Source organism: Streptomyces ortus (genome assembly GCF_026341275.1).
Lineage (GTDB): Bacteria > Actinomycetota > Actinomycetes > Streptomycetales > Streptomycetaceae > Streptomyces > Streptomyces ortus.
The window spans coordinates 7,859,436-7,882,947 of record NZ_JAIFZO010000002.1; the positions used below are offsets into that span (position 1 = coordinate 7,859,436).

19 protein-coding genes are annotated in these 23,512 nt (G+C 71.7%); 8 read left to right on the top strand and 11 right to left on the bottom strand.

The annotated features are described in order from the left end of the window. Positions 1–110 precede the first annotated feature (110 nt). The 4 genes from K3769_RS37410 to K3769_RS37425 all read left to right on the top strand — a co-directional run bounded on the left by K3769_RS37410 (position 111) and on the right by K3769_RS37425 (position 4,219). Positions 111–1,298: a glycoside hydrolase family 64 protein gene (locus K3769_RS37410; protein ID WP_267031712.1), complete on the top strand. Its 1,188-nt coding sequence runs from the start codon at positions 111–113 to the stop codon at positions 1,296–1,298. A gap of 109 nt (positions 1,299–1,407) precedes the next feature. Beyond that, positions 1,408–1,929: a hypothetical protein gene (locus tag K3769_RS37415; protein ID WP_372515113.1), complete on the top strand. Its 522-nt coding sequence runs from the start codon at positions 1,408–1,410 to the stop codon at positions 1,927–1,929. A 143-nt stretch (positions 1,930–2,072) separates the two neighbouring features. Next, complete coding sequence (locus tag K3769_RS37420) at positions 2,073–3,599, top strand: MFS transporter (protein WP_267030656.1); 1,527 nt, start codon at positions 2,073–2,075, stop codon at positions 3,597–3,599. A 41-nt stretch (positions 3,600–3,640) separates the two neighbouring features. Further along, on the top strand, positions 3,641–4,219 hold the full coding sequence (locus tag K3769_RS37425) for a TetR/AcrR family transcriptional regulator (RefSeq protein WP_267031714.1): 579 nt from the start codon (positions 3,641–3,643) through the stop codon (positions 4,217–4,219). Positions 4,220–4,294: 75 nt separating this feature from the next. Here the strand turns inward: K3769_RS37425 and K3769_RS37430 are convergent, their stop codons facing one another. The 6 genes from K3769_RS37430 to K3769_RS37455 all read right to left on the bottom strand — a co-directional run bounded on the left by K3769_RS37430 (position 4,295) and on the right by K3769_RS37455 (position 12,766). Next, the gene (locus K3769_RS37430) at positions 4,295–6,247 is read right to left on the bottom strand and encodes an FAD-dependent oxidoreductase (RefSeq protein WP_267031715.1); all 1,953 of its coding nucleotides are present in this window, start codon (positions 6,245–6,247) and stop codon (positions 4,295–4,297) included. Positions 6,248–6,576: 329 nt separating this feature from the next. Then, positions 6,577–7,773, bottom strand: a complete 1,197-nt coding sequence (locus K3769_RS37435; protein WP_267030657.1) for an exo-alpha-sialidase — start codon at positions 7,771–7,773, stop codon at positions 6,577–6,579. Positions 7,774–7,861: 88 nt separating this feature from the next. Further along, positions 7,862–9,379: an arabinosylfuranosidase ArfA gene (gene arfA, locus K3769_RS37440; protein ID WP_267030658.1), complete on the bottom strand. Its 1,518-nt coding sequence runs from the start codon at positions 9,377–9,379 to the stop codon at positions 7,862–7,864. 102 nt (positions 9,380–9,481) lie between these two features. Next, a complete protein-coding gene (locus K3769_RS37445; RefSeq protein WP_267030659.1) occupies positions 9,482–10,369 on the bottom strand; it encodes a carbohydrate ABC transporter permease in 888 nt (295 codons plus the stop codon). A gap of 2 nt (positions 10,370–10,371) precedes the next feature. Then, positions 10,372–11,280, bottom strand: coding sequence for a carbohydrate ABC transporter permease (locus K3769_RS37450; RefSeq protein ID WP_267030660.1), 909 nt, complete (start codon positions 11,278–11,280; stop codon positions 10,372–10,374). 118 nt (positions 11,281–11,398) lie between these two features. Further along, the gene (locus K3769_RS37455) at positions 11,399–12,766 is read right to left on the bottom strand and encodes an extracellular solute-binding protein (protein WP_267030661.1); all 1,368 of its coding nucleotides are present in this window, start codon (positions 12,764–12,766) and stop codon (positions 11,399–11,401) included. Between the two features lie 380 nt (positions 12,767–13,146). On the opposite strand from K3769_RS37455, the gene K3769_RS37460 reads away from it, so the two are divergent. Then, positions 13,147–14,169, top strand: coding sequence for a LacI family DNA-binding transcriptional regulator (locus K3769_RS37460; RefSeq protein ID WP_267030662.1), 1,023 nt, complete (start codon positions 13,147–13,149; stop codon positions 14,167–14,169). A 78-nt stretch (positions 14,170–14,247) separates the two neighbouring features. On the opposite strand, the gene K3769_RS37465 is transcribed toward K3769_RS37460, so the two are convergent. From K3769_RS37465 to K3769_RS37480, 4 genes are all read right to left on the bottom strand, one after another. Continuing rightward, positions 14,248–15,105 carry a class I SAM-dependent methyltransferase gene (locus K3769_RS37465; protein WP_267030663.1) on the bottom strand — a complete coding sequence of 286 codons (858 nt, stop codon included), beginning with the start codon at positions 15,103–15,105 and terminating at the stop codon, positions 14,248–14,250. Between the two features lie 44 nt (positions 15,106–15,149). Further along, positions 15,150–17,099: a glycoside hydrolase family 9 protein gene (locus K3769_RS37470; RefSeq protein WP_267030664.1), complete on the bottom strand. Its 1,950-nt coding sequence runs from the start codon at positions 17,097–17,099 to the stop codon at positions 15,150–15,152. A gap of 96 nt (positions 17,100–17,195) precedes the next feature. Further along, positions 17,196–18,491, bottom strand: a complete 1,296-nt coding sequence (locus tag K3769_RS37475; RefSeq protein ID WP_267030665.1) for a sensor histidine kinase — start codon at positions 18,489–18,491, stop codon at positions 17,196–17,198. Further along, a complete protein-coding gene (locus K3769_RS37480; RefSeq protein WP_267030666.1) occupies positions 18,488–19,195 on the bottom strand; it encodes a winged helix-turn-helix domain-containing protein in 708 nt (235 codons plus the stop codon). Before K3769_RS37480 ends, K3769_RS37475 begins: the two co-directional genes overlap by 4 nt. A 205-nt stretch (positions 19,196–19,400) precedes the next feature. Between K3769_RS37480 and cbiE the strand changes: the two genes are divergently transcribed. Together cbiE and cobM are read left to right on the top strand one after the other, a co-directional pair. Then, positions 19,401–20,753 carry a precorrin-6y C5,15-methyltransferase (decarboxylating) subunit CbiE gene (cbiE, locus tag K3769_RS37485; RefSeq protein ID WP_267030667.1) on the top strand — a complete coding sequence of 451 codons (1,353 nt, stop codon included), beginning with the start codon at positions 19,401–19,403 and terminating at the stop codon, positions 20,751–20,753. Next, a complete protein-coding gene (gene cobM, locus K3769_RS37490; RefSeq protein ID WP_267030668.1) occupies positions 20,750–21,499 on the top strand; it encodes a precorrin-4 C(11)-methyltransferase in 750 nt (249 codons plus the stop codon). Before cbiE ends, cobM begins: the two co-directional genes overlap by 4 nt. Positions 21,500–21,533: 34 nt before the next feature. Here cobM and K3769_RS37495 read toward each other — a convergent pair whose 3' ends face one another. Continuing rightward, complete coding sequence (locus K3769_RS37495; protein WP_267030669.1) at positions 21,534–22,706, bottom strand: cobalt-precorrin-5B (C(1))-methyltransferase; 1,173 nt, start codon at positions 22,704–22,706, stop codon at positions 21,534–21,536. 18 nt (positions 22,707–22,724) lie between these two features. Between K3769_RS37495 and K3769_RS37500 the strand changes: the two genes are divergently transcribed. Then, on the top strand, positions 22,725–23,492 hold the full coding sequence (locus tag K3769_RS37500) for a cobalt-precorrin-6A reductase (RefSeq protein ID WP_267030670.1): 768 nt from the start codon (positions 22,725–22,727) through the stop codon (positions 23,490–23,492). Positions 23,493–23,512: the final 20 nt, after the last annotated feature.

A 23,512-nucleotide genomic window follows, 5' to 3' on the forward strand; every position in this document is an offset into this window, starting at 1 on the left:
CGATGTTGGTCTAGACCTTGACGTGTTCGCCTCATGGGAGCACTCTGAGAGCGCTCTCATGAGGAGCCGAACGGTCCGCTTCCACCTGCTAGGAGGACGACGTGCTTGCCATGCGAAAAATGCTGGTGCCCCTGGTCGCCGCGGCGGCCGTCGCCACGGGAGTCACGACCGTGGGACCCGTGTCCCACGCCGAGGCCGCGGTGCCGACGACCATCCCGCTCGAACTGAAGAACAGCTCCGGGCGCGGCGACCAGGTGTACGTCTACGTCATCGGGACCCTGCTCTCGACCGGCCAGCAGGGGTGGGCCGACGCCAACGGCACGTTCCACGCCTGGCCCGCGGGCGGCAACCCGCCGACCCCGGCGCCCGACGCCTCCATCGCAGGACCGGCCAACGGCCAGACCAAGACGATCCGTATGCCGAAGTTCTCCGGCCGGGTCTACTTCTCGTACGGCCAGAAGCTGGTCTTCAAGCTGACCACCGGCGGTCTCGTACAGCCCGCTGTGCAGAACCCGTCCGACCCGAACGCGAACATCCTCTTCAACTGGACCGAGTACACCCTGAACGACGGCGGGCTGTGGATCAACAGCACGCAGGTCGACATGTTCTCGGCCCCCTACGCGGTGGGAGTCAAGAACGCGGCGGGCGCGGTCAAGACCACCGGGCATCTGAAGGCCGGCGGGTACAACGCCTTCTTCAACTCCCTGCGGAGCCAGTCCGGCGGCTGGGCCAACCTCATCAAGACCCGCTCCGACGGCACCGTCCTGCGCGCGCTCGCCCCCGGGCACGGCATCGAGGCCGGCGCGCTGCCGAGCACCGTGATGAACGACTACATCAACCGGGTGTGGACCAAGTACGCGAGCTCCACGCTGACGGTGACACCCTTCGCCGACCAGCCCAACACCAAGTACTTCGGCCGGGTCTCCGGCAACGTCATGAACTTCACCAACAGCGCCGGGGCGGTGGTCACCTCGTTCCAGAAGCCCGACTCGGACAGCGTCTTCGGCTGCTACAAGAACCTGGACGCGCCGAACGACCTCGTCCGCGGCCCGATCTCCCGCACCCTGTGCGCGGGCTACAACCGCTCCACGCTCCTCTCCAACCCCAACCAGCCCGACAGTGGTTCGGCCAACTTCTACCAGGACGCGGTGACCAACCACTACGCCAAGAAGATCCATGAGCAGATGGCCGACGGCAAGGCCTACGGCTTCGCGTTCGACGACGTCGGCGCCCACGAGTCGCTGGTCAACGACAGCAACCCCAACACGGCCTACATCACGCTCGACCCGTTCAGCTGAGAGATCCGACAGCGCTGAGCGGGGGCGCTGAACGGCCCGTACGCCTCCTCCGTATCCCTGGTGGACACCTGCCCGCTCGCGCGGGACCAGCACGGATACGGAGAGGCACGTGCCACAGCAGCCACCGCGGTCACCGCAGCCGCAGCGACGACGTACCGGCCGCCCCCTCGTCGCCCGCGCGGTGCGCGGCCTCGCCCTGGTCGGCGGCCTGGCCCTGCTGCCGCTGGCCACGGCCTGCGGCGGTGACACGGACAAGAGCGCGGAGGGCGATTCCGCGGAGACCTCCGCGATGTCCGCCCCCTCCGCCGGCGTGGTGGCACCGGCCAAGGTCGAGGTGATCGCGGACCTGACCGGCTGCAAGGTCACGATCCGGACCGACGCGGACGAACTGCGCGAGGGCGTCTGCGACACCGCCGACGGCGATTACCTCATCACCACCTTCCCCGCCGAGAAGTACAAGCTGACCTGGCTCGACAGCGCCTCCATGTACGGAGGCAAATACCTGGTCGGCCCGCAGTGGGCCATCAGCGCGAAGCCGAAGATGCTGGAGACACTGCGCGCGAAGGTCGGTGGGACCATCGAGGACCTGGACGCCGCGCGCACGGCCGCACCCGGCCCGAAAGCTCCATAAGGGCACGGGAGGCATCACCGAGGAGCGGGTGAATGAGAATTCACCAGCATCCACCAGTACCCCGAACGGGTTGGTGAACAGCCATTCAACCGCTAGGTTGAATGGCTGTTCACCATGCCATGTCTCGCGCCCGGGGAAGTGCCATGCAGGAGCCGACACCCACGGAGTCGATACCGACGGAGCCGACCCGCGCCGGGCGGTCCACCTCTCCGGCCGGGTTGCGCGCCGGGCTGACCGTCCCGGTCCTCGCGTACGGCGGCATCCTGATGGCGGTGATGCAGACCGCCGTCGTACCGCTGCTCCCCGACCTGCCACGGCTCACCGGGTCCTCCGCCGCCGCCGTGTCGTGGACCGTCACCGCCACGCTCCTCGCGGGCGCGGTGCTGACCCCTGTGCTCGGCCGCGCCGGAGACATGTACGGCAAGAAGCGCGTGCTGCTCCTCGCCCTCTCGCTGATGACGGCCGGGTCGGTGCTGTGCGCGCTGACCTCGGACATCCGGGTGCTGATCGCGGCGCGGGCGCTCCAGGGGGCCGCGGCGGCCGTCGTGCCCCTGTCGATCAGCATCCTGCGTGACGTGCTGCCGCCCGAGCGGACCGTCTCCGCCGTCGCCCTGATGAGTTCGACGGTCGGCATCGGCGCGGCGCTCGGCCTGCCGCTCGCGGCCCTCATCGTCCAGTACGCGGACTGGCACACCATGTTCTGGGTGTCGGCCGCGCTCGGTGCGGCGGGCCTGGCACTCGCCGCGTGGACGGTGGACGAGTCGGCCGTACGGCACCCGGGCAGATTCGACACGCCCGGCGCGCTCGGCCTGGCCACAGTTCTGGTCTGTCTGCTCCTGGCCGTCTCGCAGGGCGGTGAATGGGGCTGGGGGAGCATGCCGGTGATCGGGCTGTTCACGGGCTTCGTGGTCGCCCTGGCCCTGTGGTGGTGGCAGCAACTGCGCGCCGAACGGCCGTTGGTCGACCTCAGGCTCGCCGCCCGGCCGCGCGTGGCGCTGCCGCATCTGACCGCCCTGCTCGTCGGATTCTCCTTCTACGCCAACTCCCTGGTCACGGCCCAGCTCGTCCAGGCGCCCGAGGGCACCGGGTACGGACTCGGTCTGTCGATCGTCGGCGCCGGGCTGTGCCTGCTGCCCAGCGGCGTGATCATGCTGTTCCTATCACCGGTCTCGGCCCGTATCTCGTTGTCACGCGGCCCGCGTGTGACGCTCGCCCTCGGGGCCGTCGTCATCGCGTGCGGGTACGGCATACGCATCCTGGACAGCCGCGACCTGTGGGTGATCATCCTGGGCGGCGCCATCGTGTCGGCGGGCACCGCGCTCGCCTACTCGGCGCTGCCCACGCTGATCCTGGGCGCGGTGCCCGCCGCGCAGACCGGCTCCGCCAGCGGTGTCAACGTGCTGATGCGGACCATCGGCCAGGCCGTGTGCAGCGCCGCCGTGGCCGCCGTACTGGTGCATCACATCAGCCCGGTCGGCGGACTGCTTTTGCCCAGCCTGCGGGGCTATCTGCTGGCCTTCGCGATGGCCGGGGCGGTCGCGCTGGCAGGATGCGCGATGGCCCTGGCGATACCGGGGAGCGATGAGCGGGACAAGCCCGGCCGGTGGCCGCGCCGGCGGCGCGGCGGACCGGCGGCGGGAAATCTGCTGGAGGGAGCAGGAGACGCATGAGGTCCGCCAAGTCCTCGGAATCCTTCGAGAGGTCCACCGCGATGTCCGTCGGGGAGCCGGAGAGCGCCGGTCCGGGACGCCGGGACGCCGAGGCCACCAAGGCGGCGATCCTGCGCGCGGCCCGGCACCTCCTCGCGCGCCACGCCCACGCGGACATCACCCTCAGGGCGGTGGCCGAACGGGCCGGGGTCAGCCCTCCCCTGATCATGAAGTACTTCGGCAACAAGGAGACGCTCTTCGCACGCGTGATGTCCTTCGAGGAGGACGCCGCCGCTCTGCTGGACGCGCCACTGGCCGACCTCGGACGCCACATGGTCCGGCACGTCCTCGTCAGCCAGAGCGAACGCGGCGCCGACCCGCTGCTGAGGATCGTCTTCGCACCGCTCCAGGGCACCCAGGGGGACACACTCCGCGCCAACTTCCGTACCCAGGTGAGCGACCGGCTCGCCCTGCGCCTGGACGGCCCCGACGCCGGCCTGCGGGCCGAACTCGCCGTCGGCATGCTGCTCGGCCTCGGCGTGATGTACGGCATCGCGCGGGGCGGCGACGTGCGCGCGGCACCGCTCGACGCCGTCGTGGCACGGTACGCACCCGCTGTCCAGGCGCACCTGACACCGTGAGCCGCCGACGGGGCCGACCGGTCGTGGACGTCAGCCCCGTCAGCCCTGCCGGTCCCGTCGGCCGAACGGACACCGTCAGCCCGTATGGACCTTCAACGCCGTCCTGACGGCGGACTCCAGGGCGCCCTCGATCCAGGCGGGCTTGATGGACGTGTGGCACCCCGCGAAGTGGATGGGCCCCTCCGAGGTGGGGATGTCCGGGAACAGTTCCGTGTGCTGGCCGGGGAAGAGCACCGAGGCCTCACCGTAGGCGTAGTGGTCGCGCATCCACGACTGGGTCTTGCACTTGGTCGTGAAGAACACCTCGCAGCGCCGTCCGAAGACGGCCTGCACCCCGGCGAGGGCGCGCAGATACCGCTCCTCGTCGGCGTACGCGTCCCACTTCAGGGCGTCGTCGGACCAGCTGTAGGAGGCGAGGACGATACCTCCGGCACTGCCCTCCATCGGGTGGGCGTGCTCGAAGAACATGAACCGGTTGGCGTTGTCGCTCACCGAGCCGCCACCGCGGACATGAGCGGCCTCGGGGTCGTCGAGCACGGCGGGCCGGAAGGCGCCGAAACACTTCTTGAGGTCGCCGGGGACGGTCACCCCCAGATCCCGTACGGTCCGGTGGGCGCCGAGGTGCCTGCCGTCCCTCACCTGGCCGTTCCTGTACTTCGTGTACAGGCCGTCCTCGATGGAGTCCAGCGCCTCCTCCCACTGCCGCTCGGTGAACTCCCACCAGCGCTGGGAGAACTCCAGCAGCACCTTGGTCGCCGCGTCGTAGTGCAGCTCGGTGATGGCCCGGCGCTTGCCGTACGTCAGCGGCGGGTCGAAGGCCACATGGCGCAGCCCGGAGAAGGGCACGGTGACGATCACCTCGTCGCCCTCGAACACCTCCGTGGTGCCCCCCTTGCCGGTCTGGCAGTCCTCGGACACGGTGTGCACCCGCACCTTGCCGTTGCCGCGCTCGACGCGCACGGCACGCCTGTCGAGCCGCACCTTGCCCTTGACCGGCGCGTACAGCGCGTCGACGAGCTTCGCGGTGCCGCCCTTCAGCTCCCAGAACTTCGTCCTGGGGTCGATCAGCGCGCTGCCCAGGAAGCTGTGCAGGAAGGAGAGATGGAGCCTGGAGGTGAGGTTCTGGACGGTGCCGACGAGGTCGATGGTCCTGACGTCGAGCCCGGCCACCTCGGTGAGATAGCGGTACATGGACCAGTGGCCGTACCGCTTGAGGACCTTGACCCATCCCTCGACGAGGGCCGTGCCCTCCTTGCCGCGGATCAGCAGGTGTGCCGGTTCGAGGGCGTCCGCGAGGATGGCCGCCGCGGTCCTCGTACGGTTGGGGCCCGTGACGCCGAAGGTGTCGTTGATCCTCGCCGGGTCCTGCTCGTACTCGGCCTTGCGCATATGGACGCCGTTGATGTGCATCCAGGAGCGGTTGGCCCGCTTCGCCGGGTTGTCGACCTCCACGTCCACCAGCAGGAACTCCTGGCGCGGGAGGTCGAACTTCTTGATCAGCGCCATCAGGAGGGGGTGGCTCTCGGGCAGCCGCATCGCCCCCGCCTCGGCGTACTGGTGGGGGTCGGCGAAGGGCTGCTCGCCGTTCTCGTGGCCCCCCTTGCGGAAGGTCTTGATCCGGCCGCCCACGCGGTTGTCGTTGGCCTCGATGACGACCACGTCGTGGCCCACCCGGTTGAGCAGATCGGCGGCGAGCAGACCGGCGGGACCGGCCCCGACGATCAGGACCCGCTTCGAGGCCTTGGCCCCGCTCGACGGCAGCCCGCTCTCGATGGCCTTCAGATAGGACGGGACGAGGGACTTGTCGTCCTTGTCGAAGACCACGATGGCGCGGGCGACCGTGGTGTACGCCGCGGGATCGATGCCGGCCGGCGCCGCGGAGGGTGCGGCGGCCGGGCTCAGCGCGGTGGCGGGAACGGCCGTGGCCGTGGTGAGCCCGGCGGCGAGGACCGTGGCACCGGTCGCCGTGACCACCGAACGCCGTGTCAGCGGTGCGCAGTTCGTGTCGGGCGGCCCCGCAGCGGTCATGTCCGGGGTGGCCAGGTCGGAAGTGTTCGTGTCATGTGTACTCATCAAGATCATGCTTGGCGTACGGCCGGGGCGGAACCAGGGCATTCACACGGACGGGGAGCTCAAACCACTCGTTCCGGCACAGGACGGGCCTACTGGTCAACGCCCATGCGCGAACCGGACGTTCACCCCGAATCCTGGGAACACCTCCGTGGAGCGACGGTCATCGACAGGGCCCTGGGGCGGACAGGTGCCGGCGCAGGAGGCCCCGACCGTCATCGCGCGCCTGTGGGCCGGTACGTGACGGGGTGTCGCGTATCGGCCCACAGGTCAGGCTGCGAGGCGGCTCAGGAGGACGGGACGGGCTTGGTGGCGAAGTAGGGTTTGCATATGGCACCGTCCCAGTCGGTGGCGATCTCCAGCAGGCTGGTGCCGTCCGCCGACGGCAGCAGGGCCGAGCTGTAGTTGGGGCAGTAGTCGACCACCGTCGACGCGACGGTGACGGGTGCCGGGATCTCCCGCCACGTACCGCTGCCGCCCGCGCTGTTGACCCAGACCGTCCTGTTGTTCCCGGCGGCCACCGTGCCGTCCTTGTTGTACAGGACCTGGCCGATCAGGAAGAGCCGCCCGAGGGGATTGCCGGCCTCGGGGGACCAGGCCACGGTCGGGGCGTGCTTGAAGTACTTGCCGTCGGCCGTCTCGGGCCGGTGGCCGAGGAAGGGCCCGCTCGACCAGTCCCAGCCGTCCGCCGAGGTCCGGTAGTGCACGACGCACTGGTACTGGCCGGAGGCGGCGCAGATCTCGTACGACATGAAGTAGGTGCCGTTGCCGAGCTTGCGGACGACCGCCATGCCGGGGCGGTCGGAGACGAGGGGGCTGACGACGGTGGCGTGGTGGCCCGTCCAGGTCGTGCCGTTCGAGGTGCGGGCGGCCATCAGCTTCTGGCTGTGGGCCGCGTCGGTCTCGTCCGAGTAGTGCGCGACGAGCCGCCCCGAGGCGTCGACGGAGAACTCGGGCTCCCACAGGCCGCCGGTGCTGCCCGCGGTCGCGATGGTGGACAGGTAACTCCAGGTGCGTCCCACGTCGTTGCTCTTGAAGACGCGCAGGGCCATGCGCCGGTTCGTCTCGTCCTGGCCGACCGAGGCCGCCCAGAGCAGGGTGCCCGCGGGCAGGCCGCCGATCGCCCGCGGGAGTTCGAAGAGCGTGGAGCAGCAGAGTCCCTGCCCGCCCGCCGCCTCCGGGTCACCGACCGCGCCCACCTGGCGGAAGGATCCGCCCGAGTCGGTGCTCTCGTAGACGGCCCCGAGTCCGTTGTCGCCGGAGAAGGTGACCACCGACGACAGGACACGGCCGTTGGCGCTCCCGCTGTGCGCGAGACGGATCGCCCGGGGGTACAGGCCGGTGTCGTTGCGCAGGACGGTGCCGGTCGCCGCGCCGGCCGTGCCGGTCTGCGCGGTGAGCAGGGCCGCCAGGAGCGCGACCAGCGCGGAGAGAAGCGCGGCCGGGCGGAGTGGGGGGACGGGGGTGCGTGGTCTTGCCGACATCAGATGCTCCCAATGGGGTGGGGGTCGGATCTGTTCGGTCGGTGACGCCGAAGGCGACGTCACACGGCAAGGTGCGGCGAACGGCGGGTCAGGCGCCGGGGACCAGGCGGATGACGTTCCAGGACACCGGGGCGAGCGCCGCCTCCAGCGCGCCGTCGGCGGTGACCTGGGCCCCGCCCCCGGCGCGCGGGGTCACCCGGTCCGGCTCGGCCTGGGTGTTGACGGCGTCCGGGTCCTGGTCGGCCAGGACGAGATGCTCCAGCACGCGGTGGCCGGACAGCGCGCCGCGCAGCTCGGCCCGCAGGTCCAGTGACTCCTCCTGGCCGCGGTTGACGGCGAGGACGGTCACCGCGCCGCTCTCCTCGTCGTACGTGACCACGGTGTCGAGCGCCGGCACGTCACCGTGCCGCTCGGTGTCGATCCGGGTCCCGGTGACCTCGGTGCGCAGCACCTTGCCGGTGGCGAACCTGGCCGCCTGGGCGAACGGGTGGAAGATGGTCTGCCGCCAGCTCGGGCCGCCCGGTTCGCTGCGGATCGGGGCGATGACGTTGACCAGCTGGGCCAGGCACGCGATGGCCACCCGGTCCGCGTTCTTCAGCAGCGTGATGAGCAGCGAGCCGACGACGACGGCGTCGGTCACGCTGTAGGTGTCCTCGATCAGCCGGGGTGTCTCGGCGGTCTCCAGGTTGCGCTCGCCGACGAAACGGGCGGCGTACCAGACGTTCCACTCGTCGAACGAGAGCCTGATGTGCTTCTTCGCCCCGCGCGCGGCCCGCACGTGGTCCGCGGTGGCGACCACGTCGCGGATGTACTGGTCCATGTGCGCCCCGGAGGCCAGGAAGCTGGCGCGGTCGCCGTCGAACTCCTCGTAGTAGGCGTGCAGGGAGAGGTAGTCCACGTCGTCGTACGTCTGCTCCAGGACCTCGCGCTCCCAGGTGCCGAAGGTCGGCATGGCGGCGTTCGAGCTGCCGCAGGCGACCAGTTCGATGGTCGGGTCGACCTGGCGCATCGCCTTGCCGGTCTCGGCCGCGAGCCGTCCGTACTCGGTGGCCGTCTTGTGCCCGGTCTGCCAGGGGCCGTCCATCTCGTTGCCCAGGCACCACAGCTTGACGTCGTGCGGCGCCGCGTAGCCGTGCTTGATCCGCAGATCGGACCAGGCGGTGCCGCCGGGCTGGTTGCAGTACTCCACCAGGGCGCGGGCGGCGTCGATGCCGCGCGTGCCGAGGTTGACGGCCATCATCGGGTCGAGGCCCTGCTCCTTGGCCCAGGTGAGGAACTCGTTGGTGCCCACCTGGTTGGTCTCGATGGAGCGCCAGGCCAGGTCGAGCCGACGGGGCCGGTCGGCGGCCGGGCCGACGCCGTCCTCCCAGTGGTAGCCGGAGACGAAGTTGCCCCCGGGGTAGCGGACCAGGCCCGTACCGAGCTCCCGTACCAGGTCGGCGACGTCCGTGCGGAAGCCGGCGGCGTCGGCCGAGGGGTGCCCGGGCTCGTGGATGCCGGTGTAGACGCAGCGGCCCATGTGCTCGACGAACGTTCCGTACAGGCGCGGGTCCACGTCCCCGACGGTGAACTCGGGGTCGACGGCGAACCGAGCGGTGTGCGGCATGCTGGAGCCTTTCTCAGGAAGGAAGATCGGTGGAACTGTCCTACGGGTGGCCCTACTTGAGGCCTCTACGGGTGGGACTACTTGAGGCACCTACGGGTGGGACTACTTGAGGCCCGTTCCGGCGATGCCCTCGACGATGCGTCGCTGGAACAGCGCGAACACGGCGAGCAGCGGGATGGCGCCGAGCACGGCCGAGGCCATCAACTGGGCGTAGGGGACGCCGAAGACGTCCTGGACGGAGGTCAGTCCGACGGGGAGCGTCATCATCTCCGGGTCCGTGACGACCAGCAGGGGCCACAGGAAGTTGTTCCAGACCCCGACGAACACGAAGATCGTGACCGCCGAGATCACCGGACGCGAGATCGGCATGACGATCTGCCGGTATGTGCGCAGCCAGGACGCGCCGTCCGCGCGGGCCGCGTCGATGAGTTCCCTCGGGATGCCGTCGAAGAACTGCTTGAAGACGAACACGGCCACGACATTGGGTACTTGGGGCAGCACGACTCCCCAGTAGGTGTTGAGCAGACCCGCCTCCTGGAGCGCCAGGAACTGCGGGATCATCAGCACCTGACCCGGGATCATGATGCCGGCGAGCAGCATCACGAACGCCACGCGGCGCGCCCGGAAACGGGTCTGTGAGAGCGCGAAGGCGGCGAGCGAGCCGGCCACCACCGTGAGCACGGTCGTCAGGATCGAGGTGATGAAGCTGTTCGCGTACCAGTAGGGCAGCTTCCCCGCGTCGAAGATGTCCCCGTACGCGGCCAGGGTGGGGTGGGCGGTGAACCAGCTGGTGGGGTCGGTGATGACCTCCTGCGCGGGCCGGATCGAGGTGGCGAGCGCCCAGGCGAGCGGCACCAGCCACAGCAGCGAGAAGGCGACGAGGACGCCGAGGGCCACCCGGTTGAACAGGCGCTCGGCGTCGTACTTCCGGCGCGGCCCGGCCACGGGTGTCTGCTGCTCGGTCACGGGCGGTGTGGCGGTGGCGGTCATGATCAGCGCTCCTTCTCGGCGCGGCGGACGAGGGCGAACCAGACGAGCGAGACCAGCAGGATCACCACGAAGAGCAGCAGCGAGACGGTCGACGCGTAGCCGACGCGGCCCTCGACGAAGCCGGTGTCGTAGATGAGCTGGAGAGAGGACCGGGTGCTTCCGTCGGGGCCGCCGTTGGTCAGCATGTAGATCTGGTCGAAGACCTTCAGGGAGGCGACCACCTGGAGGACGGTGACGAGGGTCGTGGTGCGGCCGAGCATCGGCACGACCACATGGCGGATGCGCTGCCAGGGGCCGGCTCCGTCGATGGCCGCGGCCTCGTGCACGGAGCGCGGGATGTCCTGCAGACCGGCGAGGTACAGGACGAAGTTGAAGCCGAGCGTCCACCACACGGTGGCGGCGGCGATGGAGATCATCGCCCAGTCCGGGTCGCCGAGCCAGGACGGCGGGGTGTCCACGCCGACCCAGGTCGCGGCCTGCTGGGCGAGGCCCACCTGGTCGGCGTAGATGAACGTGAACATGAGCGCGACGACCGCCGAGGGCAGCACGAACGGCGCGAAGAAGGCGAAGCGGAAGAACCAGCGTCCCCGGACGAAGCGGTCGGCGAGGATCGCCAGCGTCAGACTGAGCAGCACCAGGGGGACGGTGGTCAGCACGGTGAACCACAGCGTGTTCTTGAGCGTGCGCCAGAACTCGCTGTCGCCCAGCACGGCCGAGTAGTTGGAGAGACCGGCGAAGTCGCCGAGGCCCGACTTGAGCAGGCTGGTGTCGAAGAAGCCGGCCACGACGGTGTAGATCAGCGGCCCCACCAGGAAGAGCAGATAGAACAGGGAGAAGGGCAACAGCATCCCCGGACCTGCCCAGCGGTCACCTCTGCCCGGGGCCTTGGTCGGTGCGGTGGTCGTGGCCATGGGACGGCCCTTTCAGTCAGGACATACGGGATCTCACGACGTGCGGGGGCCCGCTGGGGGCCGTGGTGGAGACAGTGGGCGAGCCGCGGAGCGCGGTGGAAGCGCGCGGGCCGGCGGACTACACGGGCGAGGTCCGGCTCGCCAGCTCGCGCAGTTCGCGCTTCATCCGGGCGGCGCCGGCCGTCGGGCTGCCGGCGCCTGTGAACACGGAGGTCACGGCGTCACCGATGACGATCTGCAGGCTGCTGCCCGCGCCCCCGTACCAGGCGGCCGGGTCGTAGGCGGCCCCGTCGGCGGCAGCGGCGTAGTGCGACTGCGGTTCGAGGGCCCGGTAGGACGCCGTCCGCTGGGTCGGCAGCCAGGCGGGGATGTGTCCGCCCTCCGCCCACAGCTTGCTGGAACCCAGCAGGGAGGCGACGAAACCCAGCGACAGGTCGAGGCGCTGGGCCGATTCGGAGGGTGCCTTGGGCAGGACGAGGGAGTGCGAGTCGGCGGCGCAGGCGTAGGGCGCGTCGTCGAAGATCCGCGGCAGGGGCCGCATGTCGAACTTCACCTTGGAGCCCTGGACCGTAAGGACCTGCCATACGCCGTCCATCAGGAAGCCCGCCTTGCCGGTGGTGAGCATCGTGATGGCGCCCGGGCCGTCGGTGGTCGTCGGCACGACCCTCTCCTGGGTGAGGCGCCGGATGTACGCCAGGGCCTCGGCCGCCGCCTCCGTGTCGATGACGACCTTCCTGCCCTGGTCGGCGACGAGGTCACCGCCGCTGATCTGCCGGTAGAACGACCAGAAGAGCCGGAACTGCGTCGAGGCGTCCTTCACCGAGGCGATCGAACCGCCCCACTGCCCGGTCACCTCCTTCGCGGCGCGCAGGGCGTCGATGAACGCGTCGGGCCCGTCCACGTCCGTCAACCGCCCCTTGCCGTCGAGCAGTCCGGCCTTCTCGGCGATGTCGGTACGGAAGTAGAGCACGAAGGGGTGGGTGTCGAGCGGGATGGCGTAGAGCTTGCCGTCCAGCTGCGACTTCTTCCACGGCCGCGGGTCGAACTTGTCCTCGGTCAGCCCGTGCCGGGCCAGATCGGAGGGTTGGATCTCGGCGAGCAGGCCCGCCTCGGCGAGGGTCGGCACCTTCGACAGGTGGCTGATGGCGACCTGCGGCGGCCGGTCGCCGAGCGTGGCCAGGGTGAGCTTCGTGTAGTACGGGTTGCCCCATACGAAGGTCGCCGACTTGAGGTCCGTCTTCCTGTGCCCGGCCCGGTAGGCGGCCTGCATCGCGAGCAGCCGCTCACCGTCACCGCCGGTGAAGGGATTCCAGAAGTTCAGCCGGTCCGGGGTGGGCGACCCGCCGGTGAACCCCTGCGCGAGGGTGCTGTCACAGCCGCCGAGCGCCGCGGCCGAGGCCGCGACGGCACCGAGCGACAGGGTGCCGCGCAGCAGCCGGCGCCGGGACGGAGCGGGCGGGGAGGTGTGCGGCGTGCGGTCCCGCATGGGCATGCGTCCTTCCACGGCGGAAAACTCAAGGAGTACAACTAGGGAGCCCAACAAAGGAGTACAACGTTGGAATGGGCGAGCGAACCGATCCGCCGGTCACTGCTTCGAGGCGGTTACAACGTTGTATCCCCGAGGAAATCCGGCGTCAACACTTCTGCGTGAACTTCCTGTTCGGCGGCCCGCCGACACCGTATCGGTGCATATCGCCCAACTGGGAAGCTGAGCCATTGCAACGTTGGAACATGGCTTACGCTGAGCAGCACACCGGACCGGTACGCGTGACGGAGCACAGCGGGACGTGCGGCCGTGCGGGCCGTGCAGACGTCGCAGGTCGGTCGTCGGCCGGAAGGAAGTCGGGGGAGGGAGGGGCGACCGCCATGGCAGGTGCACGCCTCAAGGACGTCGCCGAGCGTGCGGGCGTATCGATCAAGACCGTCTCGAACGTCGTCCGGGGCGAGGTCCGGGTCGCGGAACAGACCCGCGAACGGGTGCTGCGCGCGATAGCCGAACTCGACTACCAGCCCAACGCCTCCGCACGACATCTGCGCACGGGCCGCAGCGGCATCATCGCGCTGGCCGTGCCCGAACTGGTCGCCCCGTACTTCGCGGAACTCGCCGCCGAGGTCATCGCCGCCGCCAAGAAGCGCGGCTGCACGGTCCTCATCGAGGACACCGGGGGAGACCCCGCCGAGGAACTGCGCATCGCCTGCGGACTCAGCGACCCGCTCATCGACGGGGTACTGCTCAGCCCGCTCTGCCTCGACGAGACGATGCTCGCCAACCGTGAGCGCCGGGTGCCCCTCGTCCTGCTGGGCGAGCAGTCGTACAAGATCCCGGCCGATCACGTACTGATCGACAACTCCGCGGCGGCGCGCGAGGCGACCGAGCACCTGCTCGGGCTCGGCCGGCGGCGCATCGGGGTCATCGGCCGGCCCTCGGACCGGGCCCACGCCACGACCGTGCAGCGCATGCACGGCTTCCTGACCGCGTTGCACGCCGCCGGTGTGCCGCACGACCCCCGACTCGTCCCGGACACCGGCGAGTTCACCCGCGCCGACGGGGCCGCGGCCATGCGGGTCCTGCTCGCCCTGGACGAGCCCCCGGACGCCGTCTTCTGCTTCAGCGACCTGCTCGCCTCCGGCGCGGTGCGCACGGCGCACGAGCACGGCCTGCGCGTGCCGCGGGACCTGGCGGTCGTGGGCTTCGACGACATCCAGGAGACCCGCTACAGCGTCCCGTCACTGACCACCGTGTCACCGGACAAGCGGGAGATCGCCGAACTGGCCGTGGACGCCGTGCTGCACAGGATCACCACGGACGCGGAAGCCCCGCACACGCGACTCATCGCGGGTTACGAACTGGTCGTACGGGAGAGCACGCGGACGGCCGAGTCGGAGTAGGAAGCCGAGAGGGAGCCGGAGGGGCGAGTCCCGGCCGGGAAGAGCGGGGTCCCGGCCCTTCGGCCCGACCCGCAGCGGTCAGGACAGTCCTTCGGCCGTGGGAGCCGTGCGCCAGACGAAGATCTCGGTGCCCGGCTGGCGTTCGGAGAAGCGGCCGGCCGGGGAGGCCGCCCGCAGCACTCGGCGTACGTCCTCCTCGAAGTCGTCCCGGTCTGTGCCGAACAGGTGCGGGGCGGAGAACGACATCGAGAAGACGCCCGCGACGACGTCGTCACTCGTGCGCTCCAGGGCCTGGCCGCCGGGCACGACGAGCCGCTGGGGGCCGGTGAGTCCGGCCCGGTGGAAGACGGCCGCCTCGCCCCCGCGCGTCCCGTGCGGCAGCACGCCGCGGCCGGCCCGGCGCACCGGCCCGAGGTGGTGGCTCACCAGCTCTTCCAGGGCCGCGTACGGCACGGTCGGATGCGGGAGGCCTTCGGCGGTCCGGGTCGTCGTCTTCAGGTCGGAGATGTGCACCAGCGCTCCGCCCGGCCGGAGCATGTCCCTGACGGTGGCCGCCACCAGGTCCTGGTCCATCCAGTGGAAGGACTGGGCGAAGACCGCGACGCCGAACGTCCCGAGACCGGCGGGCAGTTCCTCGGCCCGGGCCCGCACCCACCGCGTCTTCCCGCTCACGCCGCGCTCGGCGGCCTCACGAGCGGCCTCGGCGATCATTCCGCGGTCCGGGTCCACGCCGACGACCTCACCGAACAGGTCGACCAGGGTCAGGGCGATCGTGCCGGGCCCGCAGCCCACGTCGATGAGGCGTCCTCGCCCGTCGAGTTCGAGGATCCCGGCGAGCGCGTCGGTCAGCCCGGGGGCGTACGGGAGCCTGCCGCGCCGGTAGTGGGCGGCCGTTCCGAGGAACAGGGTGTCGTCCCATTCCCAGTCGGTGGTCATGTCCGCCTTTCGGCCGGTATCTCCGTCGGAGCGTCTGCGTGAGACTACCGTTCGCCGGCTCGCGCGGTCAGGGTGAAGGCCAGCAGGGCCGTCGTGGTGAAGTCCAGGGAGGGCTCCACGGTCTGCCAGGCGCCCACGTCGTCCAGGTAACGCGCGCCCTTGCCGTCGAAGTCGCTCCAGGCGCCGTCCGGCGGGGCCGCCGTGCACTTCTTCATCGTGGGAAAGCTGTTCAACTCCTCCAGCTTCGCGGCGGCGTTGGGGCCGTTGACGACCGCTCCCCGCAGAATGTCGCCCGTCCCGTCGAGGCTGCCCCTGAGGTTGGCGAGCTGGTGTTCCGGGCAGTGCGGGTAGACCTCGCCCGCACCGATCATGAAGCTGGTTCCCCAGGGGTTGGCGCCGAGGGCCCAGCCGCGCTGACGGCTCGCGAAGGCCGCGTACCGCGTGTCCCCGGTGGCGCGGGTGTAGAGCCGGGCCGTGGCCACCAGTCCGAAGGCGTGCGGGACGGCGTCGAAGTCGTCGTAGACGGCACCGGCGCCGAACGGGTCGTCCCCGGCGCGGTCGACCCCGTCCTCCACCTGGCGCCGCAGGTCCTCGAAGAGGTCCTCCGCCGCGATCCCGTGCGTCCGCCCGCCGTCCAGGACGGTGACCAGGTCCGCGTGGGCCAGGGCACTGACGTCCGCGACACCCAGGGTGCCCAGGACGTCGGAACGCAGATACGCCCCGGCCCAGCGGGCCGCGTCGTCGGCCCAGTCACTTTCCCGTTCGTCCCCGAGTGCCTGTGCGGCCAGGGCCAGTTCGGCGCCGCCGAACTCCATGTCGTCCTGCCAGGAGTCCTCGGGATAGAAGTTCCCCGGGATCGCGGTCAGGGGCGGCTCGTCGGGATCGGGGGCGGTGTCGGCCAAGGCGTAGACGGCGGCTGCCTTGTCCAGCCACTCCCGGGCCCGCTCGGGGTCGTCGGGGGCCGCGCGCTGCGCGGCGAGGGCGAAGGCCGCGGCCACCCGCCCCGCCAGACTGGCGCTGACCCCCTCGCCCGGCTCGGCCGCGCGGAAGACCGGCCGGTGCTTGATCGTGTAGTCCGGGTCGCCGGGCGACACGTCGAGCCGGTCGTCGGCCTCAGGCAGCCGCCACACGTCGTGATCCGTCCGTACGGCGTCGTTGCCCGCTCCGATGCCGACCTGCGTGTAGAGGGTCTCGGTGTCGCCGTCCCACATCTTGTCCAGCCAGGCCAGCCCGTGCGAGGCCTCGGCGGACAGCTCCGGCATCCCGGGCAGGTCCCGCTCTGCGAGCAGGAGTTCGGCCACCGAGTAGGAGGTGGTGCCGGTGAACTTGAGGAAGTCCCCCGCGTCGAACCAGCCGCCCGAGACGTCGACCCGCTCCCCGGCCGGGGTCAGCTCCTCGTCGAGCAGTTCGGTGCCCTCCTCGTCGTACTCCGGCGTCTCGTAGACGGTCGCGTCCTGGTCGGCCAGGTGCGAGGGGCCGTGCCGCAGGGCGTTGCGGGGGTCGCCGGTGAACACCTCGGCCCCGTCGCGCTGTGCCTGGAGGAAACGCACGTTGTCGCGTACGAGCGGGGTCATCAGTTCGCGCGCTCCGGCGACCCGGAAGGCGGGCGAGCGGCCGGTAGCACTGCCGGTCAGGACGAGGCGGTAGGTGCCGGGCGTGTTCAGCGCGGAGAGGTCGACGGCGCGCACCGACGGGTACGTGCCGTTCCAGCGGCCGGTGACGGCTCCGAGCCTCCCCGCCGTGACCACGTCGCCGGATCCGGCGACGACGACCTTGAAGCGCGCTCCCGCGAGCGCTGCCGCGGGCCCCATGACGTAGGCCCGTTTCGGCTCGCCGCGCGCGTAGCCGACCTGGTCGACCCGGACGGCCACCTCGGTCGAGGGAGGCCCGCCGTCGCCGAAGGGCAGCGAGCCGTGCAGGCCCGCGGCGACGAGCAGGGTGCCGAGTCCCGCGGCTGCGACGACCAGCAGCCGGGGTGTGCGCGCAGAGTTCATGCGTCCACCGTGCCGGAGCCCGCATGAGAGGAAGATGAGGAGGGGTGGGTGGGGCGGAGGCGCGGGGGTACGGGTTCGGCCTGTGGCGCCGGGCGGTTACGGAGCCGGAGGCGTCCGGGGTGGGTGTTCCGGGAGCCGGAGTTCGGCGACCAGGCCGCCGCCGGGCGCGTCCGTGAGGTGGACGGTGCCGTGGTGCAACTCCGCGACCCAGCGGACGATGGCGAGGCCGGCACCCGTCCCGGGGGTGGCGTCCGACGCCGACCCGGCTCCGGTGACCCCCCGCCCGAAGACCCGCTCGCGGTCCGCGAGGGGTACACCCGCTCCGTGGTCACGGACCTGTACGAGCCCCGGAGTGACGGTGACCTCCACCGGCGAACCCGCCGGACCCCCGTGCCGCTGGGCGTTCTCCACCAGGTTCCGTACCGCCTGGGCCAGCAGGTCGGGGTCCGCGGGCACCACCACCGGTTCGGCGGTGACCGTGACGCTCCCGTGCTCCGGCAGTTCCTCGACCGTGGTCTCCACCAACTGGTCGAGGCGCAGGGGCACCAGCTCGACCCGCTGCGTACCGGCCTCCGTGCGCGCCCTGGCCAGCAGCCCGGTGACCAGCCGGCTCAACCGGTCCACCAGCCGCACCGTCTGCTCGGAGGAACCGTCCCGCTCTGCCACCAGCCGCAACGTCGCCAGCGGTGTCCGCAGTTCGTGCGCCGCCTCGGCCAGGAACTGCTCCTGCCGGCCCAGCGCGACGAGAGCGGGACGCATGGCCCGGCCGGACAGCAGATGGCCGACGGCCGCCGCGCAGCACACCAGGGCCGTACAGCCGAGGGCCAGCCAGCGCACGAGCAGGTCGTGATCGTGCTCGCTGCGCGCCAGTGCCGTGCCGACCAGCACGGCCGCGCCGATCCGGTCGCCGTCCCAGACGGGAGCCGCCGCCCACCTCAGCCGCTCGCCCTTCTCGGAGGGGGCGCTGAGGACGACGGTCTCCTGCTCCTCCAGGACGTCCTGCCAGACATGGTCGAGCCAGTCCTCGCGAGGCAGGGCCGACCGGGCGGGAACGACGTTCCACACCGACGGCGTTTCTCCCGGGGCGACCTCCAGGACGGCCAGCACCTCGGCGCTGCGGGCGAGTTCGTCCTCGCGCAGCGGCTCCAGGTGCAACGCGCCGTCGTCGAACCAGACCGCCCGCGACAGACCGACCGCCCGGCCGTCGACCTCGTGGTCGAGGCCGGACCGGCGGGACTCGGCATCGATGCGGACGGCGACGGTGGCGAGTACCACCAGACAGGCCGCCGTCGTCCCGGCGAAGAGGAGCGTCATCGACCGGCGGGTGCGTTTCAGCCGGGCGACGGCCGGCGACACGGAGGACGTGGCCGCCGGGCGGCGGAGGCGGATCACGTCCGCGCCTCCGCGGCCCGCCCCTGGTCGGTACCGTCCGGGTCGGTGCCCTCCAGCCGGTAGCCGGCGCCGCGTACCGTTCCGATCGGGTCGGGCGGTCCGAGCCGGCGTCGCAGCTGGCCGATCAGGACGTCCACCACGTTGGACATGGGCTCGCTCGCCTCGTCCCAGCAGCTCTCGATCAGCTCGGTGCGCGTGACCACCTGACCCGCGCGCAGCAGCAGCACCTCCAGCACCGCGAACTCCTTGGCGGAGAGGCTGAGCAGCACTCCGGCGCGGGACACCCGGCGCCTCGGCAGATCCATCTCCAGGTCGCCCGCCCGCAGGACCGGCAACCGCGCGGGCTGCTCCCTGCGGCACAGCGCACGCACCCGGACGACCAGTTCGGCGAAGGCGAAGGGCTTGACCAGGTAGTCGTCCGCCCCGTGCTCGAAGCCGGCCACCCGGTCGCTCACCGAGTCCAGCGCCGTCAGCAGCAGGAAGGGCAGCGCCGACCCCTTGCGCCGGTGTGCGGCGAGCAGCGTGAGCGAGTCACCGTCCGGGACCGAGCGGTCGGCCACGACACAGTCGTAGCCGTTGACGGAGAGTTTGAGGTCGGCCTCGGCCAGCGTCCGCGCGAGGTCCACGGCGAACCCGGCCTCCCGCAGCCGAGCTGCGACGACGGGCCCCAACTCGGGATCGTCCTCCACGACCAATACGCGCATGACCTGGAGCCTAGACGCTGCCGACGCCGGGTCCACGGCGGGTCCGGCCCGCGTACCCGCGCGCAGGTGCGCAGGTCGGGGCCCCGTAAAGTGCGTTCCTGTTGCCCGTCCCGCAACCCCGTCCCGAAACCCGTCGCGACAGCCGTCCCGACACCCGTTCGTGAGACCCCTCGCGACCCGCCGCCGAATTCCGAGGTGCCGAGCAGTGACCCCCGCACGACCTGGACCGCAGCCCGCCGTCACCGTCGTCGGGATCGGGGCCGACGGCTGGGAAGGCCTGCCGGAACCCTCCCGTACGGCGCTTCGCGACGCCGAGGTCCTGATCGGGGGAGCGCGCCAGCTGGACCTGCTGCCACCGGAGTGCCCCGGGGAACGGATCACCTGGCCCTCGCCCCTGCGCCCCGCCGTCCCCGCCCTCCTCGCGGCGCATTCCGGCCGCCGGATCGCCGTGCCCGCCAGCGGCGACCCGATGTTCTACGGCATCGGCCGCACCCTCACCGAGGTGCTCGGCGAGGTCCACGACGACGGACCAGGCGCACTGCGCGTCCTGCCGCACCCCTCCTCCGTCTCCCATGCCGCCGCGCGCCTCGGCTGGCCCGTGGAGGACGTCGAGGTCGTCACCCTGGTCGGCCGGCCCGCCGCCCGCCTCGCCGCAGCCCTGCACGACGGTCGACGGCTCCTCGTGCTCAGCGCGGACGCCGGCACCCCCGCCGAGGTCGCCGCCCTGCTGCGCGACCGCGGCTTCGGCCCCAGCCGGATGCGGGTCCTTGAACAGCTCGGCGGCGCGAAGGAACGTACGACGGGCGAGGCGACCGCCGACGACTGGGCACGCCCGTCCGGCGACCCCCTCAACATCGTCGCCGTCGAGTGCCGGCGGGCCCCGGACGCCCTGCGGCTCGGTGCCGTACCGGGGCTGCCGGACGAGGCGTACGAGCACGACGGGCAGCTCACCAAGCGGCATGTCCGCGCCGCCACGCTCGGCGCGCTCGCTCCCGCGCCCGGCGAACTGCTGTGGGACATCGGCGGCGGCTCGGGTTCGATCGCGATCGAGTGGCTGCGTACGCACCGCTCGTGCCGGGCGGTCACCGTCGAACGCGACCCGGCACGGGCCGAGCGGATCACCCGCAACGCCGACCGGCTCGGCGTGCCGGGGCTACGGGTCGTCACCGGTGCCGCGCCCGCCGTCCTGGCCGAACTCCCGCCGCCCGACGCCGTGTTCATCGGCGGCGGGCTCACCGCGCCCGGCCTGCTCGACGCGTGCTGGCAGGCGCTGCCGGCGGGCGGACGGCTGGTCGCCAACACCGTGACCCTGGAGTCCGAGGCCCTGCTCGCCGACGCCTACCGGCGCCACGGCGGTGAGCTGGTGCGGCTCGCGGTCGCGCACGCCGTGCCGGTGGGCGGCTTCACCGGCTGGCGGCAGTCGATGCCGGTGACCCAGTGGGCCGTACAGAAGCCCGTACAGACGCCCGTACAGAAGCCCGTACGAAAACCTGTGCAGGAGTCCTTGGAGCAGACCGCGCAGAAGACAGCCGACGATCCCGCAGGAGCAGACAGATGACCGTGTACTTCATCGGCGCCGGACCCGGTGCCGCCGACCTGATCACGGTGCGCGGCGCCCGTACGCTCGCCGCCTGCCACGTCTGCCTGTACGCGGGCAGCCTGGTCCCGCGTGAACTGCTGGCGGAATGCCCGCCGGACGCCCGTCTGATCGACACCGCGCGGCTCGACCTCGACCAGATCATCGCCGAGACGGTCCGCGCGCACGAGGAGGGGCACGACGTGGCCCGGCTGCACTCCGGCGACCCGTCGGTGTTCAGCGCGATGGCCGAGCAGATGCGGCGGCTGGACGCGGCCGGGGTGCCGTACGAGGTCGTCCCCGGTGTGCCCGCCTTCGCCGCCGCCGCTGCCGCCCTGAAGCGGGAGCTGACCGTGCCGACCGTCGGACAGACGGTCGTCCTCACCCGCGTCGCCCACAGCGCCACCCCGATGCCGGAGGGGGAGGACCTGGCCACCCTCGGCCGCAGCGGCGCGCTCATCGTGCTGCACCTCGCCGCCCGGTACGCGGACCGGGTGGTCGACGAGCTGCTTCCGCACTACGGCGCCGACTGTCCCGCGGCGGTCGTCGCCTACGCCTCCCGGCCCGACGAGCTGGTCATCCGCGGCAGGCTCGACGAGATCGCCGGCAAGGTGAAGGAGGCGGGCGTGCTGCGGACCGCCGTCATCATGGTCGGCCGGACCCTGGGCGCTGAGCAGTTCCGCGACAGCCACCTGTACTCGGCCGACCGCGAACGCCATGCCTGCTGATGCCGCGTGAGCACGCCCTGACGTCGTGGGGCGCTCAGGCCACCGTGCTGCGCCCCACCACCGTGCCCGCCCGGTCGACGCAGATGACGTCGACCGCGACCGGCGCCCCCCGCAGCACGGCCAGTGCCTCGTCGCGCGCGGTCGTCGCGACGAGGTCGCCCAGCGGCACCCCGGCCGCCATGCACAGCTGGAGGGCGGCCAGACCGGTGTTGGCCCCGGCCACCTCAGCGGCGAGTGACTCGTCCGCGCCGCCGCGCCGGGCCAGTTCGGCGAGGAACCCCTTGTCGACCTGGGAGCGGCCGGAGTGCAGGTCCAGATGTCCCGCGGCCAGCTTGGACAGCTTGGCGAAGCCGCCGCAGACGGTCAGCCGGTCGACGGGATGCCGGCGGATGTACTTGAGCACCGCGCCCGCGAAGTCGCCCATGTCGAGCAGCGCGTCCTCGGGAAGCCGGTACTCGGCGACGACCGTCCTCTCCGACGTCGATCCCGTGCACCCGGCGACATGCGTACGCCCCGCCGCCCGCGCCACGTCCACACCCCGCCGGATCGAGTCGATCCAGGCCGAGCACGAGTACGGCACCACGATGCCCGTGGTGCCGAGGATGGACAGACCGCCGAGGATGCCGAGCCGCGGGTTCCAGGTGGAGCGGGCGATCTCCTCGCCGTGGTCGACCGAGACGGTGATCTCGACATCGCCGGTGCCGCCGTGCCGGGCCGCGGCCTCGGCGACGTGCTCGCTCATCATCCGGCGGGGGACCGGGTTGACGGCGGGCTCACCGACGGCCAGCGGCAGGCCGGGCCGGGTGATCGTGCCCACCCCCGGGCCCGCCCGGAACACCACCCCGGCGCCCACGGGCAGCCGCCGGACCGTGGCCCGGACCAGCGCGCCGTGCGTGACATCGGGGTCGTCGCCCGCGTCCTTCACGATCCCGGCCATCGCGTACGTGTCCGTCAGCTCCTCGGCCGCGAGCGCGAACGACGGCGTCTGCCCTCGGGGCAGCGTGATGGTCACCGGGTCGGGGAACTCCCCGGTCAGCAGCGCGGTGTACGCGGCGGTCGTGGCCGCGGTCGCACAGGCGCCGGTGGTCCAGCCGGGCCGCAGCCCGGTGTGTTTGAGTTGGGCGCCGCGCCCGCCCTTCGCCTCGCCCACGTCGGCACCGACACCGAGACCGGTGTCAGCACCGGCACCTTGCTCTTCGCTGTTCATGAACGGACCCGGATCTCCATGCACGTACTGATTCTCGGCGGAACGACCGAAGCCCGGCGGCTGGCCGGGCTCCTGCACGGTACCCCCGGCCTGGCACTGACCAGCTCCCTGGCCGGGCGGGTCGCCAACCCCCGGATGCCGCCTGGCGAGGTCCGCGTCGGCGGTTTCGGCGGGGCGGAGGGGATGGCCGCGTGGCTGCGCGAGCACGCGGTGGACGTGCTCGTCGACGCCACCCATCCCTTCGCCGGCACGATCAGTTTCAACGCGGCGAGCGCCGCGGCCCTCGCCCAGGTTCCGCTGCTCGCGCTCCGCCGACCCGGCTGGGACCCGGTCGAGGGCGACGCCTGGCACGAGGCCGGTTCGCTGGAGGCGGCGGCGCGGCTGCTGCCCGGGCTCGGCAGGCGCGTCTTCCTGACCACCGGCCGCATGGGCCTGGCCGCGTTCGCGCACCTGGACGACCTGTGGTTCCTCGTACGGTCCGTCGACGCGCCGGAGCCCCCGTACCCGGCCCGTATGGAGGTGCTGCTCGACCGGGGCCCCTTCACCCTCGACGGGGAGCGTGAGCTGTTGCGCCGCCACCGCGTCGACGTCCTGGTGACCAAGGACAGCGGGGCCGCCGCCACGGCTCCGAAACTGACGGCGGCGCGGGAGGCGGGGGTCCCGGTGATCGTGGTCCGCAGGCCGCCGGTCCCCGAGGGCGTCCCCGAGGTCGCCACCCCCGAGGCGGCGGCCCGCTGGGTCATGCGGCACCCCGTGCCGGGCGCCCCTCCGCGGAACACCCCGTAGGGACGCGGGGAACGGCGCGG